The organism is Vallitalea pronyensis (genome assembly GCF_018141445.1).
In the GTDB taxonomy this organism is placed as follows: domain Bacteria; phylum Bacillota; class Clostridia; order Lachnospirales; family Vallitaleaceae; genus Vallitalea; species Vallitalea pronyensis.
The window spans coordinates 3,202,162-3,219,046 of record NZ_CP058649.1 but is presented as its reverse complement, the minus strand read 5'-3'; the positions used below and the strand labels follow the sequence as shown (position 1 = coordinate 3,219,046).

Genomic DNA, 16,885 nt, shown 5'->3' with positions numbered 1-16,885 from the left:
TCCCTCCTTATACAGAATAATCGATTACTGAGCTGGTTTCCATGGAATCTACAGAAGTGCTTGTATCAACAACTGGTGAATCCTCTAAATCTTCATCGCTTTGCAGCTGATTAATGGACATCATTTTGGCTGCACGCTTCTTTTTCTCCTGGTTGTTAGCAAACTGTTCATTCTCTTGTTGGTCACCCATGAGTTGGTTATCTGTTACCACAACTTCTAATTTATCAATGGTAATACCTTGTTCTTGCAATGAAAGCCTTAATTGTGCAAGGTTTGCTTCTATTAATTCTTTGACAGCTGGGTTATCTGCCATAAAATTAGCAGTAATAACGCCTTGCTCTGATGTCAGTGAAAAAGCTAATTTACCTAGATGTTCTGGTCGTAGTTGAATCAGCATTTCATTAGTATCATCTGACAAGTTTACTTTTACACTGGATACGATTTGCTCCATAATATCTTCTGTATGCATATTGTATGTAACAACTTCGCGTACACCACCTTGTTCAATAACTTCTACTTTTTGAACAGTTTGGTTGTTTACAGGGATATTAAATAGGTCATTGTTCTCTGGCTTACCTTGTTCAGGATTTACATCCGTTGTTGTTTCTGCTTTATCTCCTTCTGTCATAACCACTTCAGTTGTAGAACTGACTTCTTTTTCTGTCCGATTATCTGTTATGGTTATATCCACTTGAGATGTGTTCTCACTTGATTCATTTTTTGTGACGGCTTCTTGTTCAGGCAATGGTTTAGCTTCTTGAGTGACTACTGTTTTATTCTCTGTTGTTTCCTGATTGACAGCTTGTTTCTCAATGAAGTCTTTAACTTCTTCTAAGTCAATATTTAACGCTTTCATCATTTGCCCTAATTTTGTTTTAAGTTCTTTAATCTGACTGCTTTCTGGTAAGGTGAGTAACTGGATGGTATCATCAACATCATATAAGCTTGTAAGAAACATATTTAGTTTTTCTGGAATTAATAAATCAAATATGGTCATGTTCAATTGAGCAAGTACTTGTTGAAGTTCGTCTTCTGTTATACCCAACATCTGAGTGACTTCTTGAATAATATCTTTTTCAAGACCGCTAAGTTCTACTTTGGTTGTTTCATCTGCTATAGGCTTTTGCTCTGGCTGTTTGACAATTTTTCCAGATGATTTCTTCATATTACTAGAGGTTTTTTTAACATCTGGCTCTTTTGCTGATTGACCCGTTTGCTGATTAAGTACTTGATTAAAACTTTCTTTTGGTGATGAATTGTTTTGGGTCTTTTTCTGACTTCCCATACCCGTTACTGCTTGCATTGATTTCGTAACGACTGCTACCACTTTATCGCCTCCTTTCTTTATTCTTCTTTAGGAAACAGATACTCTGTTATTTTTGCTGCTGTTTTTGTTTCCATTGCACTGAGTATCGCTCCTTGCTGCTCACTATCTATATGATCTAGAATCTGAACAACCATTTTCATTTTTGAAGATGTTGTTGTCATCTTCATAAGTATTGCCGCTGCACTTGCGGGCTTCATGCTTTGATAAACTTGTGCTATATCAACAATTTCTTGATTATAAGCTTCTTTTTTTATAACCTCTCCATAGATTTCAGCTGCGTTATCTGGCTTGATTTCTTCATAGAAAGTCCTAAAATTCGATATATCCGGTACGCCTTTACCTAAGACAACCATTTCGTCAAATTCCTTTTTTCTTTCATCAAAAAGCAATTGATTTTCTTCAAAGACTTTTAATCGTGCATTTTCAGCTTCTAGCAACTTAATCTGTTCTTGTAAGTCTATAGCCTGAACTTCTTTATCTTTTAATAATGTTTCCGTTACTTTTAACCTTTCAACTGCCTCATCCACTGTTTCAAATGCATAAGCAGTGTCTTGGTTTTCAGCATCTGTCCCAGCTTCTACTACGACTTCAGGTAATATGATATTAAGGACGGGAATATCTTTTAAGAGTGGATAGGCATATTGGGTTCCAAAACCTGCAATATCCAATCTAATAACCGCTATAAGTGCTCCTAGTAAAACTAAGGCTGATATGATGATCCCTATAACAATACTAAGTGCAGAACCTTTTTCTTGCAGTTCTATGGTTTCATTTTCCATATGGAACAGTCCTTTCAATCCATGATCTATCCGATATGATTACTAATCTATCGAGCTATTTTGCAATACTTATAACTTACAATTTCATCTAATTTCTTTTGTTCTTCTTTATTAAATGCAACCTTGTAGGATTCGTAAGCATTGGCTTTTAATTTCTCATACATTTTTTTTTCCATTAAAGCTTCTGTTAACGCTACACGTTTGCTTTCCACCTCATAGGTTGCTTGTTCAACAACGGTGTTTTGTTCTCTGATACATGTTTGCATGTATTGGTTGATATGATTAAGGGTTCTTATTTCTCTAACTTTTATGGTATGACACACTCTGTCTCGAAAGGACCCATTACTTGCATCCAGTCGGTCATGTAAATGATTGAGTTTATCTTTTTGAACCTCTAAATGCTGATGTGCATTTTTCAAAGCCATCTTTTTTTGTTCTTCCATCTTTTCTTTTAAATTTAATATATTTTGTAAATCATATTTAAATTTCATCATGGTCCATCACTACACTTTCATCACATCATTCATCATGGTTAACATCTCATCAAACGTAAACTTTTCATCTGTTTGTTGTTTTAGAAATTCATTAACGCTATTGATCTTACTGATGGCATATCAATGGTCTCATTGCTTCCTTTAGCATATGCACCAATGTTAATTAAATCTTCTACGTCTCGATACGTTGCAACAATTGAACGCATATTATTTGCTAACGCTTTATGTTCTTGGTCAATGACTTCTGTCATAACCCTGGATACACTCTGTAAAATATCGATAGCAGGATAATGGTTCTTATAGGCCATTTTTCTAGACAAAACAATATGACCATCCAGTATACCTCGAGCAGTATCTGTAATAGGCTCATTCATATCATCACCATCTACCAGTACCGTGTATAACCCTGTTATGGAGCCATGTTCACTGTTACCAGCACGCTCCAATAACTTTGGCATAACTGCAAAAACCGATGGGGTGTATCCCCTGCTTACAGGTGGTTCACCTATGGCTAGCCCTATTTCACGCTGTGCCATGGAAAAACGTGTGAGTGAATCCATCATGAGCATGACATCTTTACCTTGGTCACGAAAATATTCAGCAATTGCTGTGGCTGTACTTGCTGCTTTTTGACGGATCAGTGCAGGTTTATCGGAAGTTGCAACGACAACGACGGATCTTTTCAGCCCCTCTTTGCCTAAATCCCTTTCAATAAATTCCCTTACTTCACGTCCTCGTTCCCCAATAAGTGCTATCACATTAATGTCAGCACTGGTATTTCGTGCAATCATACCAAGTAATGTACTCTTACCAACACCACTACCAGCAAAGATCCCTACCCTTTGGCCCTTGCCTATGGTTAATAAACCATCAACACTCTTAACACCAATAGATAAGACATCTTTTATACGTTTTCTTCTTAATGGGTCTGGTGGTTCTCGGTGAACAGGGTATTCTGTCTGGGTATACAACACGCCCAAATCATCAATGGGTACCCCTAATCCATCAAGGACACGTCCCAGTAACTTATCACCTACGGGAACAGATAATGCTTGTCCCATGGCTTCAACGGTGCTTCCTAAGCCTATCCCTTCTAAATCACCAAGGGGCATGAGTAAAATTCTGTTTTCTTTGAAGCCTACAACTTCAGCCAAGACAGATTTATCTTCTATATTTGAATGAATGCTACATAATCCTCCCATACTCACTTTTGGTCCTAAGGATTCAATGGTTAAACCAACAACCCGTGTTACACGACCCAAATGTCGAATATATGATTTTTCTGTAAGCATGTTGTATTTATTAAAATCAATCGTCACCATTTTACATCCTTTAGGCTTGCAAACCATTGGCAAGCAACTCTAAGTCAGCTTCTAAACTGTTAAGCCGTGTACTAAGACTACAGTCAATATTGCCTGATTTTGTTTCTATGACACACGCATTCGCGTCCAGTGCGTCATCACGGAGCACTTCAATTGTTACTTTGCTGCTCAGATTTTCACTTAACTGATGCAGGTGCTCATTAATGTAATCTAAATCATTAGTAGATACATGTAATATAACATGGTCAAGGGTCTCAACTTCCGAAAATCCTCTTTGTATTAAAGATAAAATAATATTTTCGTTCTTAACGATACAACCTGTTAGATTCATCGTTATTTTATGTAATAGTTCAACCATTTTAGGCTCAATATCCTTTAACATCTGTTCACGCTCTATGTGTGCATTTTCCAGTACTTGTCTAGCCTCTGCTTTAATACTCTCTGCTTCAGTTTGACCAGCTGTTAACCCTTCTTGATATCCTTTTTCTGAAGCTTCTTGGAACGCTTCTTGTTCAAGTGATATAGCTTTCATCTGAGCTTCTTGGATGATATGTTCTGCACTAAGGCGGGCTTGATTAATCATATCTTCTGCTATGCGTTTAGCTTTTTGTTTCTCTTCTTCTAGAATCTGAGCAATGGTTTTATCTTGTCTTATGTTATGTTTAGATTTATTGTTAATAATACTAGGATCATCAGCACCTATGCGAATAATTTTTTCATTAGGCGCAGCATAATTAATAAATGGTGATTTGATAATACTAGACAATAATCTCGTCACCTCCGCCTCTTGAGATAACAATTTCGCCTGCATCTTCTAATTTTCGGATAATGGCAACAATCTTTTGCTGAGCTTCTTCTACATCTTTCAGTCTCACAGGTCCCATGTATTCCATATCTTCGCGTATCATGGTTGCTAGACGCTTAGATAAGTTATTGAAGATAACATTTTGAACTTCTTCCCCAGCACCTTTAAGGGCTGTAGCAAGTTCGTTATTATCAACATCACGTAAGATAGTCTGAATGGAACGACTGTCAAGGGTAAGAATATCCTCAAATATAAACATTTTCTTACGAATTTCTTCAGCAAGTTCTGTATTCTCAATTTCAAGGGTTTCCATAATGTTCTTTTCTGTGGAACGGTCCACTGAATTCAATATCTGTACAATAGCGTCCACGCCACCAACAATGGTATAATCTTGTGTAACAAGTGAAGATAGTTTTCTTTCTAGCACATTCTCCACATCCTTAATTACATCAGGTGATGTACGATCCATCTCTGCAATCCTTCTGGCTACATCCGCTTGCTTCTCTTGTGGTAATGCTGCAAGTATCATAGCTGATTGAGCTGCACTTAAATAGGATAAAATAAGGGCAATGGTCTGATTATGTTCATCTTGTATAAAGTTAAGTAATTGGCTGGGTTCCGTCTTACGTACAAATTCAAAAGGCCGTACTTGTAATGATGCAGTAAGTCTTCCAATAACTTGCATGGCTTTATCTGAACCTAACGCATGTTCAAGTAGCTCTTTGGCATAGCCAATACCACCTTCTGCTATGTACTGTTGCGCTAAGCATATTTCATAAAATTCTTGAAGAACAGTTTCTTTATCTTTCGGTGATACACTTCGTGTATTGGCAATTTCTAATGTTAGTTGCTCAATCTCTTCTTCTTTTAGATGCTTAAATACTTCAGCTGATTTTTCTGGACCTAATGCAATGAGCAGTATCGCTGCTTTTTGCAATCCTTTTAGTGTTTTATCTTTATTTATCGCCATACGATCACTCCCAATCTTCATTCAACCAGTTTCTCAATAATTGAGCCACAGCTTCTGGTTTTTCATCAACAAATTTCTCGATTTGAACGCGTGTCTCAGATTTTTCATCGTATTCGATTTCTTCAAGATCTTGCTGCTCCTTGGTACTGGCTAACATATCTTCAACAGATAATTCTGGTTGAATTTCAGTCACTTCTACAGGTTCTGTTCCTCTATAAACAGCATATCCTAATAGAGCAATCATAATGGCTATAATGGCTATAAACAAATAGTCCATAATAGGCTTCTTTGTTGTTGTCATCGGTATGAATGTTGGCACTTCGTAACCAACTATTTTAACAGTTGCACCATTTGCTGCATTTTCAACAAGGGATACAAGGTCTGCATCTACCGCAACCTTTTTCCAGTCTTTATTTTGAGCTTTGAATTCTTCCCACGATAGTTCATCAAGAGCACCTTGCTTTTTCAGTAGCGTTTGATCATATATCACAAATTTCTTGGCCGATATGGATACGGTGGATTCGTTGTATTTTATATCACCAATGTTTTTTGTTTCTTCTGTAATTGTTTTGTTATTTTCATGCTCACTTTTTGTGATCTTCGTGGTGCTATTTGATGAGTTGTTCTGATCAATCATATAATCTGTTCCATCATTAGAGTCCGTTCCCGGAATTCCTGACGGGGTTTCGCTGGTACCTGAAGATTCATAATCATAAATGGAAGAAGGCATGCCTGTTGTACGACCCTCTGGTGCATTATATTCTTCTTTTAAAGATGATTTTGTATCAAAATCAATAATAAAGTCAGCTGTCACAACCGCATCATCAAATTCACCTAATAAAATACTGAGTACATCTTTTTTCATTTTATTTTCAAGAGCAACTTTATAATCTATTTTGGTATTAAGACTTGTTCCACCATGACTACCTTCTTCACCAAAATATAACAGTTTTCCTGTATGGTCGAGTATTCTAACATCTTTAATGGCTAAATTCGGAACAGATGATGTTAAAAAATTGGCTACACCAACAACTTGATCATCTGTTAGATTATTTGTTGTGGTTAATATCGCAGTTGCTTTTGACTCTTTTGAATCATCAAATATGGTACGGTCTTGGTCTGGCATGACGAGTTTTACATCCGCAGATTCAATTCCTTGAATAATAGCAATTTTCCCATTTAATTCATTTTCAAAAGCCAATTGTAGCATGGCTTTTCTATCTGATTCCGTAGTAGAAAGACTTGTTTTAAAAGCTTCTTGGTAACTCATGCCTATATTTGATATAATCCCCATACTATCAACTGCCATTTGTGCATCTTGCTTTCGTTTAGAGTCTACATAAACAGATGTAGCGTTATCCCTGACTTGATATGGTATACCATTTTCTTGTAGCAACGCTTTCACCTGTGATGTTGTTTTAGGTTCTAATCCAGCTACAAACGGAACCATCTTCGTTTGATTTAACACTCTCACTAAAATTGTGAGGGCAACAATAGCTATAACTAAAACTGAAATTATCTGCATCTTCTGTTTACCATTAAACTTATTCCAGAATCCAGTAATCTGGTCTGAAATTTTATTTAAAAAATCAGGCATATGTACACCCCTTTAACATATATAACACATCCATTTTCTAGTCTAGATTCTTGTCTTTTTTAGACTTGCATACGCATTATTTCATTATATGCATCCATTAGTTTATCTCTTAATCTGACTGTGTATTGTATCGCAATAGTTGCTTTTTTTGATGCTATCAAAACGTCAGCGATATTATCCGTCTTACCTGCTGCAAAATCGGTTGTCAACTGTTCAGATTGTTTTTGCAAAACATTGGTTTCCTCTAGCTGTCCAATTGCTGCTTTATATATATCTTCAAAAACTTGCTTGGATTCACTTTTTATGTTTTTTTCATTGGATAAAAGATGATTGACACTACTTATATCTCCAATTCTCATCGATCACACCTCTTTCATTAAATGTTATTTACCTATATCTAAAGCTTTTAAAGCCATGGATTTTGCCGCATTCATTGCTGTTACATTCGCATCATATGATCGGCTGGCCGATATCATATTCACCATTTCTTCAACTGTATTGACATTAGGCATCAGTACGTATCCATCACCATCTGCTTCTGGATGACTTGGGTCGTATATTCTTTTAAGAGGTTTGGTGTCTTCAATTATTTTTGAAACCTTAACACCTGATCCTTGATAATTTTCTATAGTGTCATTTAAGATATGTCCAAAATTAAGATTTGTTTGTTCTTCAAAAAGTAATACTTTTCTTCGATATGGACCGCCTTCTTTTGTTTTTGTGGTAGTCACATTGGCAATATTTTGAGAAATAATATCCATACGTAATCTTTGGGCGGTTAAACCTGTTGCACTTACATTCATTGAATTGAAAAATGACATTCACTTTTCCCCCTGATTCACTATTTTATTTTTCTTCATTATATAATACGAGATAGTTAAGTTATATCATCAGTTTGATTAGCGATTTAGTACTGTTTGAATTCTACTAAAATTCTTGGAAATTTCATCAATTAATACATTGTATTTTATCTGGTTTTTAGTAAGTTCAGTCATTTCGGTGTCTATGTTCACATTGTTTCCATCTAACCGATAACTTGAGCCTGTTTTATTGATTTGAATTTTTGGTGTTAATTTGCTCATATCAATATCTGATAGTTTGTCTTGTGCCATAAGTGCTTCTTGTAAGACACCTTCAAACAGAACTTCTTTTCTTTTATAACCTGGTGTGTCTTGATTAGCTATATTCTCTGATATCACTTGATGTCTTAATAAACTTGCATTTGCTGCTTTACCTACTAGATTTATATGGTTATACATGTTGTTACTTATCATTTCATACACCTACCTTTTTTAACCAATTAATCCATTAATAATAATTATAAGTTATATGTCGAAAATTGCAAGGCTTTTGGCATAAGCATTTAGACTTAATTTCTATTTATATCATATATAAGACTTAATTTCTAAATATAGCTATAAAAAATCCCAACTAGTTTTTACATATTATTACTTTTATCCTATATATTGTATCAGTTTATGTCAAAACATACAATATGTACTTGGAAATATTTGAAAAAAACACCTAAAATTCACATCTTTCTATCACCCAAAACCCCTTAAACATCAAAAAAATTCAACTTTTTCTGTTAAAAAGGTTATAAATATATACTTTTTTCAGGTAAGTACTCACTCGATAGGTACTAAAATAAATTCAATAAGCGGATAGTCCTAATATATGTATTGGTTAGTGTGATAAAATATAGGCCGTTTGCAAAATAACTAAAATATTCTATCAGAAAAATACCATGATGTCGCACCTTGTGAAGCAAGTTGATTCGTTAAGAAACATCCTTGACACACATATAAAAAAGCTTCTGTTTTATATGCCATATTAAGAGAACCTATCCTATAAGAGGGCAAAAAAGAAAGGAGAAGCCATAATCGCTTCCCCTCTCTTTTATTAAAATGATGCTTTTTAAGATAATTTCTTGATTTCTTCAATTAATACATTATTAAGTACTTTGATATAAGTACCCTTCATACCTAATGAACGAGATTCAATAACGCCTGCACTTTCAAATTTTCTAAGTGCATTAACGATCACTGAACGTGTAATACCAACTCTGTCTGCAATCTTGCTTGCAACTAGTATGCCCTCATTACCATCAAGTTCTTCAAAAATATGCGTAATTGCTTCTTGTTCTGAGAATGATAATGTACCAATTGCGGATTTAACAATCGTTGTCTTTCTAATTTCTTCAGTGTTTTCCTCGTTAATGGAACGCATAATCTCTAGCCCTACTACTGTTGCTCCATACTCGCTTAAAATAATGTCTTCAATGTCATACGTTGCATTATTCTTATATAAGAATAACGTCCCTAGTCTTTCACCTGCGATGTCAATTGGAATAATTATACCAATATAATTATTCACGTTTACATTTGAAGAGAATCCTAATGTTTCAAGATTAACATTTTCTTTTGTTGAAAGAACATTTAATAGTCTTTCATTTAAATTTTCATCAATACATGCGCCCAGTTGATCTTGTAACAACTCTTCAATGATACCAATTTCATCCCTGTTGTGAAGACCTAGTAATTTGCCCTTTTTACTAATGACTAACGCATTAGAATATAAAATCTCACTAAGCACTTCACAAATGTCTGTAAATATTACTCTCTGCGTACCTGTTCTTTGTAGCAATCTGTTGATCTTTCTAGTTTTATCAAGTAGTTGTACACTCATTAAATTTTTCCCTCCTAAAATATTATGCTATAAGTTAAAAGCATCAATACGCATACCTAATTATAGTACGAAGCTTCAAAATATTCAAGTATATATTTGAAATTGACGCTAATACCTTCATTTATTAATTGTTTCTTTGCCCTAATCCAACTAATAGTGATATGTTTTGGTTAATATTTAGAATTGATAATCATATGCCTAAGCCTTATTGACAACCTGCGAATCAGTTTCATCCTTTGACTCTTTTAATTGGCTATAATTACACTCATCATTGTTGCACTTTAGGTATTTGCCCTTTTCTACCATAATCGTGCCACATTTTGGACATTTTTCTTTGGTTGGTCTATTCCATGTCATAAACTCACATTCAGGGTTGTGTTCACATCCATAATATCTTCTACCCTTTTTTGTCTTTTTGACGAATACTTCGCCGCCACATATAGGACAATCCACATCATCTACTTTTTCAAACAATGGTTTAGCATTACGACAATCTGGAAATCCTGGGCATGCAAGGAATTTACCGTATTTACCAAGTTTAATAACCATGTTTCTACCACATTTTTCACAAATCACATCAGAGACTTCGTCTTTGATTTCAATCTTACCTATTTTTTCTTCAGCATAGTCAATTGTGTCATTAAAATTTGGATAGAATTTCCTTAGAACATCTTTCCAAGGTATTGCACCTGCTTCTACTTCATCCAACTCTTTTTCCAAACCTGCTGTGAATTTAACATTGACAATATCCTTAAAATATTCTTCCATGATGCCATTAACCACTTCACCAAGTTCTGTTGGGAAGAAGTTTTTCGTTTCTTTTGAGACATAGCCTCTTTTCTGAATGGTTGATATAATCGGTGCATAGGTACTAGGACGACCAATACCATTCTCCTCTAGCGTCTTGACCAAAGATGCCTCTGTAAAACGTGCAGGTGGCTGAGTAAAGTGCTGCTTAGGTGTCAACTCTTCTAAATCTAATTTAGAATCTTTATTGATGTTATCAATTTTTTGGTTATCTTCTACATCATCAGAAATATTGTATACCTTTAGGAATCCCTCAAAGACTAACACAGAACCTGATGCATTAAAGCGATAATCACCAACTTTAATTTTAATAGCCTTTGTGGCGTATTTCGCTGGCATCATTCTACTTGCTACAAATCGACTATGAATAAGTCCATATAGTCTAAACTGATCTCTGGATAGCGATTCTTTTAACGTCTGTGGTAATAACTCCACATATGTCGGTCGAATTGCTTCATGAGCATCTTGTACCTTGCCCTTTTTGTTTGTTTTGACGCCATCATGATTGACATATGCTTGCCCATAAGTTTCATCAATAAAGGATTTGACTGCATTATTTGCTTCATCGGATATTCTTGTTGAATCCGTACGTAAGTACGTGATTAAACCAACTGTACCATTACCTTTAACATCCACACCTTCATACAGCTGCTGTGCAATTCTCATGGTCTTTGAAGCTGTAAAATTAAGTTTCCTTGCTGCTTCTTGTTGAAGGGTACTTGTAATAAATGGCTTTGGCGATTTCTTTAAGCGAACACTTTCTTTTACATCTTCAACGATATATGGCTTATCTTTAATATGCTCCATGATATCGTCCATTTGTTCTTTAGATCCAATTTTGATTTTCTTACCTTTTCCATAAAAACTAGCTGTAAGCTCATCACCTGATTGCTTATCATGCAATCTAGCTTTTAAAGACCAATACTCTTCTGGGATAAAACGATTAATTTCATCTTCTCGGTCACATATTAATTTTAAAGCTGTGGATTGAACCCTACCTGCACTAAGACCTTTTTTTATCTTTTTCCATAGGAGAGGACTTATCTTATAGCCAACAATACGATCCAGTAATCGTCTCGCTTGTTGAGCATCAACTAAATCCATATCAATCTCCCTAGCTTGCTTAATTGAACTCTTTATTGCATTTTTGGTGATTTCATTAAAGGTAATGCGGTAAAATTTCTTATCCTGCAAATTAAGTGAAAAGATTAAATGCCATGATATTGCTTCACCTTCTCGGTCAGGGTCAGTCGCTAGATAAACTTTATTAGCTTTCTTAACTTCTTTACGAAGCTGCTTTAAAAGCTCCCCCTTACCTCGAATGGTAATATATTTTGGATTAAAATCATGCTCTATATCTACACCTAACTGACTTTTGGGTAAATCTCTTACGTGTCCCATTGAAGCTTCAACTTTGTAATTGCTTCCTAAAAATTTCTTAATCGTTTTAGCTTTTGCAGGCGATTCAACTATTACTAAATTCTTTGCCATTTTTACCTCCACTATAACTTTTTAATAAAATACTTGTTTGGCAGTTGTTTTATTACGCCCTTAAATTCCATTTTGGTTAGTGTTAATTGGAGTTCTTCCAAAGGTATCTTAGTCATCCTATGTAAATCATCAATAAATAAAGGCTCTAAACTTAAACAAGAATACACTATTTTTTCAATTTCTGCAAGTCCTAAAGTTATATTTTCTGAATTTTTTTGTTTTTTATTACTAAAATTTACCGATATTTCTTCTAAAATATCGTCAATTTTTGTTACCATCTTAGCACCCATTTTAATAAGCTTATTGGTACCTTCACTTAGCTTATCCGTTATTCTTCCAGGAACACTGAAAACATCCTTACCTTGCTCCAGTGCTTGGTCAGCCGTTATTAATGAACCACTTTTCTCAGCAGCTTCTACGACTAATATACCATCACTTATACCACTTATTATTCTGTTTCTTAGTGGAAAATATCCAGGTTTAGGTGACCTGTTAACTGGAAATTCAGAAATCAATGCACCATGTTGATAAATACTATCCATTAACGTGTAGTTTTCTTTAGGATAACATATGTTTACGCCACACCCAAGGACCGCATAAGTTTTTCCTCCACCTTCAAGTGCACCTCTGTGTGCGGCAGTATCTATGCCTCTTGCCATACCACTTACAATGACAATCCCTAATTTAGCTAACTCTCTTCCAAAAAATGTTGCCACTTCTTTACCATATTCCGTGCATTTTCTAGCACCAACAATGGCAATTTTGGGGGTATCTTGGTCCATTTGCCCTTTCACATATAAACCATAAGGATAGTCGTAAATGTTTTTTAAATTGATTGGGTATGTTTCATGTTCTGCTGAGCAAAAGTGAATGCCACTTTTTTCTAACTTTACATAGTAATCCATGACTTTTTTAGCATCTTTGGACGATATAATGGCTTGTTTATCAGCTTCGCTTAATCGCTTAACATCACTTAGTTCATCGTAAGTCGCCTCCCATACATATTGGGGTTTATCAAAATAATCTAAAAGGTACCTCATCTTCTTTAATCCAATACCTTTTACATTATTAAGCCATAACCAATAATGTTCCCTTTCCATCGGATTCCCCATAACATCCATCCTAACCTATTTTTTTATCTTTCTTATCATGCGTTTCATTCTTGGAACCCAAAATTCCCATAAATGATAGAAAAATTTACTAACAACTAAATCAAATTCGCCGATGTATTCTACGAAATGACCGTTAAATCCCTTTTTAAAACGATAAAGACCATATAAGTGATGGTTAGGGTCAAGATTGCCAGATATACCTCTAAAATCATACAATGTGCACCCACAATCCATAGAATATTTAATCATATGCCACTGCAATAAGTAATTGGGCATTAAATTACGATAAATATTATCACTGGCACCATACAAATACCAAGCCTTTTTCCCATTTAACAAGATAATGGCACCGGATACAACAATACCATCTTGATGTTCAAGCGCTAAGGTTTGCAGCTTAGGTATTTCTTTTTTAAGCTTCTTAATACGGTCTTCATTGGGTTTTTTGGATGTTTCTTCTTTATCTAAATCCATGATAGCCTTATCTAGAGCTTTTTTGACATTATATCTGGCCATAAATACCTTCATCTTGCCTGTTGGCTCCATGGATGTATACATATTTTTAAAATACGTAAGAGGACGTGTTATAAAACCATCTCTTGCCCCCGTTACACGCATGATGCGTTCAAATTCATTTAAATCATGGATACTGCCTTCATATATTTCTATTCCTTTTTTTTCACCTAATCGAATATTGTATCTTGTTTTATGATGAAAACTTTTAAATAATGCTTCTTTATCTTTATCCACATCTAATTTAAAAACAAATCGAGGTTGGATACCTTCAAAATCTAAATGTGTACCTTTATGATGATAGCCCATATGTTTAATGTCTTCTATGAGTTTACTATTATCGATACCATCATCCATCACATCACCATCTATGGTACGTTCCTTATATATAATACAAGGATCCATCTTAACAAAAATAGCCTTTGTTTTCTTTGCATATTCTTTCATGTTCTTGGTAAATGTTTGCAACAGATTGATATCTGAATAATCCAATACGTAACCTCTTGGTGCATATAAAATATAGCGTCGTAACCCAGGTAATTTTCTTCGAAGGAGCATTGCACTGGCTACAAGGGTATGATGACCATCCTCTAACCCAACTAATTCCATTGTCCATTCTCCAATACTTTTAAAATCACCCCACTCTATTGACTGCAATGCGTGTCCATTAGGATGGTTTTCATTAAACGTTGTAAAACGTTTTTTATCTATATGTGTCACAAACTTCATTCCCATTATACCTCCGCGATGTACGTTCTTCTAATATTCTCTTTTATAAATATCGGTGAGATTCTAATCTCTACTTCTATGGTTTCTCCTTGTACCTTATCTATATCTGTTATGTCAACAATGGTATATTGCATATTGGGACGCCCAAGAATCTCTAAAGGCTTACTATCATAGTAGATGGGTGTTTTACTCCGAAACATGTATCGGTATATTTCTTTTAAATAGTATATCCATAGTCCAAACATTTTAGAACCTATGGGCTTTTTCATGAGTCCTATACCATCATAAAACCCCATAGATACGATACCAATGATCATATCCTTCTTCGCCTTGTAACTACGTCCATACCCAATATTTTCACCAGCTTTTACGGGTTTCTCATAGCATATATTTCCTTTTAAACAAGCTACTTTTTTCAAGCCTATTCTTTTTTGACTATTACATGGACCATATAGAGCATTACCTAATCTTACCATATTATAGTGTGCATCTTTATAGTCTATGGTATTCTCACTGTTAGCCATATGAAAGATTAAGGGATCTTTATACGACTTGAAAAATTCAACAAATTGGTCAAATTTTCTTTTTTGCTGTCCAACAAAGTCTTTATCGCTTTTATAGGTGGTAGCAAAATGAGAATATACACCCTCTAATTTTCCATAAGTAGCTGCTTGGCATAGGTCTATAGCGGTCTTAGCTTCATTATAGGCAATTCCAAATCGATTCATACCTGTTTCAACTTTTAGATGATAACGAATGGTTTTTTGATGATTACTTGTCCACTTAACGACCTGTTCAAGATGATTAATTGAACATATGCTTATCATGATGTTATGCTTACAAACACGTTCAAAATCATAGGTAGGCCCCATTAATAAGATAGGTTTATCAATACCTGCTTCTCTAAGTTCAACAGCCTCTTCCAATAATCCTACACCGAAACATGCCACATCCTGCAATAAAGCTTTGGCTATTTCAACACTGCCGTGACCATAAGCATTACTTTTTACAACAGCCATGACTTGCGTGTCAGGATGCAAGTATTTTTTTACGCAGGTTACATTATCATATAAATGTTGTAAGTTAACCTCTAAAAATGTATCCGCCATGCTTGCCCTCCTTAACTTATGAATTTCACTTAATTTAACATTATAAACATATTGTGGAATAATATCAAGCATAAATCGGTTAAGTGAATTCAGTAAACAATTAAATTTTCATTAAAAAAAATAAATAGAACGAAATTTTTTTCTATTAACACTCCCCTGAATCATTTAGGTCTTATAAAAAGTATTAGATAGCTTTACAAAATATTTTTCTTCAATATTTGGCTTATTATCATAATCTGCAATGGTTCTAATTACTTTTCACATGGGATAATAAGCTTTTACAATGCGTCCCTACTTATTAAAAGGTAATTCTAACATTTTTTTAATTTATTTACCAAATGTACAATCTTTTTCAATTTGCGCGGCAGTTAAATGTACATTAAAAAACTACTGAAATTAAATCAATAGTTTTTATCAAACAGACATTTTATTGTTGATTTATGATTTAATCTACTAATATTGTTAAAAAATTAATAATATGTGTTACTATACCTTGATAACTCCATTATATATTCATTCTTCAACTAAATATTATAATTGCTTTCTCATAACGTAAATATTATCTAGTTCTTCGTGAACATAAAAACCACATTTTTTATACATTTCAAGAGGTCCTTCAAAATCGTCCAGTTGTTTTAATGTTTTTTGGGGATATGATTCAACAAAATTGAAACCATCTATTACTGCATCTTTACAGACACGCTCTAATAATTGGGTAGCAACGCCTTTTCTTCTCATTATGGGTGCAATTGTAAAGCAAAAAATAGATTTAACTTTTGTGTCCTTTGAAGATTCTGTTGTATTTACCTGATTCATAAATTTTAACCAACTTATACAATTAAGGCACTTTGATTTATTATTCGTATTGCACCATCCCACTACCTTGTCATTGTGATATGCCAGATAACCCTGTATCATGCCATTGTTAACATATTGTGCCGCAAGTTTTCTCCTCTTTTCAGCAGTTGACATCTTGTCCACACCTGTACGATGATCATCACTACACCAACAGACACAATAACATTTATGCTCATCTTGGTTATCTGAATGGTTTTCATTATCAAAAAACTGTAAATAATCTTTTACTAAATCTGGCGTTAATTTTCGAATGAACATATTCATGTTTACCTCCATCCCTACCT

At 34.5% G+C, this 16,885-nt stretch carries 15 protein-coding genes and 1 pseudogene; all 16 read right to left on the bottom strand.

Annotated elements, in window-relative coordinates; genetic code table 11:
- Window positions 1-7: 7 nt before the first annotated feature.
- Window positions 8-1,327 carry a flagellar hook-length control protein FliK gene (locus HZI73_RS13450; protein WP_212693909.1) on the bottom strand — a complete coding sequence of 440 codons (1,320 nt, stop codon included), beginning with the start codon at window positions 1,325-1,327 and terminating at the stop codon, window positions 8-10.
- A gap of 17 nt (window positions 1,328-1,344) precedes the next feature.
- Window positions 1,345-2,106: a MotE family protein gene (locus HZI73_RS13445; RefSeq protein WP_212693908.1), complete on the bottom strand. Its 762-nt coding sequence runs from the start codon at window positions 2,104-2,106 to the stop codon at window positions 1,345-1,347.
- Window positions 2,107-2,153: 47 nt separating this feature from the next.
- Complete coding sequence (fliJ, locus tag HZI73_RS13440) at window positions 2,154-2,600, bottom strand: flagellar export protein FliJ (RefSeq protein ID WP_212693907.1); 447 nt, start codon at window positions 2,598-2,600, stop codon at window positions 2,154-2,156.
- Window positions 2,601-2,609: 9 nt separating this feature from the next.
- Window positions 2,610-3,922 (bottom strand): annotated as a pseudogene (fliI, locus tag HZI73_RS13435) (flagellar protein export ATPase FliI).
- Window positions 3,923-3,932: 10 nt separating this feature from the next.
- Entirely contained in the window at window positions 3,933-4,700 is a 768-nt protein-coding gene (locus tag HZI73_RS13430; protein WP_212693906.1) for a FliH/SctL family protein, read from the bottom strand.
- Entirely contained in the window at window positions 4,681-5,697 is a 1,017-nt protein-coding gene (gene fliG / locus HZI73_RS13425; RefSeq protein WP_212693905.1) for a flagellar motor switch protein FliG, read from the bottom strand. The genes HZI73_RS13430 and fliG overlap by 20 nt, the downstream gene beginning before the upstream one ends.
- 4 nt (window positions 5,698-5,701) lie before the next feature.
- A complete protein-coding gene (locus HZI73_RS13420) occupies window positions 5,702-7,294 on the bottom strand; it encodes a flagellar M-ring protein FliF C-terminal domain-containing protein (RefSeq protein WP_212693904.1) in 1,593 nt (530 codons plus the stop codon).
- A gap of 59 nt (window positions 7,295-7,353) precedes the next feature.
- Window positions 7,354-7,653: a flagellar hook-basal body complex protein FliE gene (gene fliE / locus HZI73_RS13415; protein WP_212693903.1), complete on the bottom strand. Its 300-nt coding sequence runs from the start codon at window positions 7,651-7,653 to the stop codon at window positions 7,354-7,356.
- A 24-nt stretch (window positions 7,654-7,677) separates the two neighbouring features.
- A complete protein-coding gene (flgC, locus tag HZI73_RS13410; protein ID WP_212693902.1) occupies window positions 7,678-8,115 on the bottom strand; it encodes a flagellar basal body rod protein FlgC in 438 nt (145 codons plus the stop codon).
- 78 nt (window positions 8,116-8,193) lie between these two features.
- On the bottom strand, window positions 8,194-8,568 hold the full coding sequence (flgB, locus tag HZI73_RS13405; RefSeq protein ID WP_212693901.1) for a flagellar basal body rod protein FlgB: 375 nt from the start codon (window positions 8,566-8,568) through the stop codon (window positions 8,194-8,196).
- A 643-nt stretch (window positions 8,569-9,211) separates the two neighbouring features.
- On the bottom strand, window positions 9,212-9,982 hold the full coding sequence (codY, locus tag HZI73_RS13400; protein WP_212693900.1) for a GTP-sensing pleiotropic transcriptional regulator CodY: 771 nt from the start codon (window positions 9,980-9,982) through the stop codon (window positions 9,212-9,214).
- 198 nt (window positions 9,983-10,180) lie between these two features.
- On the bottom strand, window positions 10,181-12,280 hold the full coding sequence (topA, locus tag HZI73_RS13395; RefSeq protein WP_212693899.1) for a type I DNA topoisomerase: 2,100 nt from the start codon (window positions 12,278-12,280) through the stop codon (window positions 10,181-10,183).
- 11 nt (window positions 12,281-12,291) lie between these two features.
- Complete coding sequence (dprA, locus tag HZI73_RS13390; RefSeq protein ID WP_212693898.1) at window positions 12,292-13,392, bottom strand: DNA-processing protein DprA; 1,101 nt, start codon at window positions 13,390-13,392, stop codon at window positions 12,292-12,294.
- Between the two features lie 15 nt (window positions 13,393-13,407).
- Window positions 13,408-14,640, bottom strand: coding sequence for a lipid II:glycine glycyltransferase FemX (locus HZI73_RS13385; RefSeq protein ID WP_212693897.1), 1,233 nt, complete (start codon window positions 14,638-14,640; stop codon window positions 13,408-13,410).
- Entirely contained in the window at window positions 14,640-15,743 is a 1,104-nt protein-coding gene (gene alr / locus HZI73_RS13380) for an alanine racemase (protein WP_212693896.1), read from the bottom strand. Before alr ends, HZI73_RS13385 begins: the two co-directional genes overlap by 1 nt.
- 531 nt (window positions 15,744-16,274) lie before the next feature.
- Window positions 16,275-16,865 (bottom strand): GNAT family N-acetyltransferase, encoded by a 591-nt coding sequence (locus HZI73_RS13375; RefSeq protein WP_212693895.1) that lies wholly within the window; start codon window positions 16,863-16,865, stop codon window positions 16,275-16,277.
- Window positions 16,866-16,885 lie beyond the last annotated feature (20 nt).

Excerpts from the sequence above, each read along its gene's own strand:
- HZI73_RS13385 (WP_212693897.1), bottom strand. The coding sequence starts at position 14,640 with ATGGGAATGAAGTTTGTGACACATATAGATAAAAAACGTTTTACAACG.
- topA (WP_212693899.1), bottom strand. The coding sequence starts at position 12,280 with ATGGCAAAGAATTTAGTAATAGTTGAATCGCCTGCAAAAGCTAAAACG.
- flgB (WP_212693901.1), bottom strand. The coding sequence starts at position 8,568 with ATGATAAGTAACAACATGTATAACCATATAAATCTAGTAGGTAAAGCA.
- HZI73_RS13375 (WP_212693895.1), bottom strand. The coding sequence starts at position 16,865 with ATGAATATGTTCATTCGAAAATTAACGCCAGATTTAGTAAAAGATTAT.
- HZI73_RS13420 (WP_212693904.1), bottom strand. The coding sequence starts at position 7,294 with ATGCCTGATTTTTTAAATAAAATTTCAGACCAGATTACTGGATTCTGG.
- fliJ (WP_212693907.1), bottom strand. The coding sequence starts at position 2,600 with ATGATGAAATTTAAATATGATTTACAAAATATATTAAATTTAAAAGAA.
- flgC (WP_212693902.1), bottom strand. The coding sequence starts at position 8,115 with ATGTCATTTTTCAATTCAATGAATGTAAGTGCAACAGGTTTAACCGCC.
- dprA (WP_212693898.1), bottom strand. The coding sequence starts at position 13,392 with ATGGGGAATCCGATGGAAAGGGAACATTATTGGTTATGGCTTAATAAT.
- alr (WP_212693896.1), bottom strand. The coding sequence starts at position 15,743 with ATGGCGGATACATTTTTAGAGGTTAACTTACAACATTTATATGATAAT.
- fliG (WP_212693905.1), bottom strand. The coding sequence starts at position 5,697 with ATGGCGATAAATAAAGATAAAACACTAAAAGGATTGCAAAAAGCAGCG.
- codY (WP_212693900.1), bottom strand. The coding sequence starts at position 9,982 with ATGAGTGTACAACTACTTGATAAAACTAGAAAGATCAACAGATTGCTA.
- HZI73_RS13445 (WP_212693908.1), bottom strand. The coding sequence starts at position 2,106 with ATGGAAAATGAAACCATAGAACTGCAAGAAAAAGGTTCTGCACTTAGT.
- fliE (WP_212693903.1), bottom strand. The coding sequence starts at position 7,653 with ATGAGAATTGGAGATATAAGTAGTGTCAATCATCTTTTATCCAATGAA.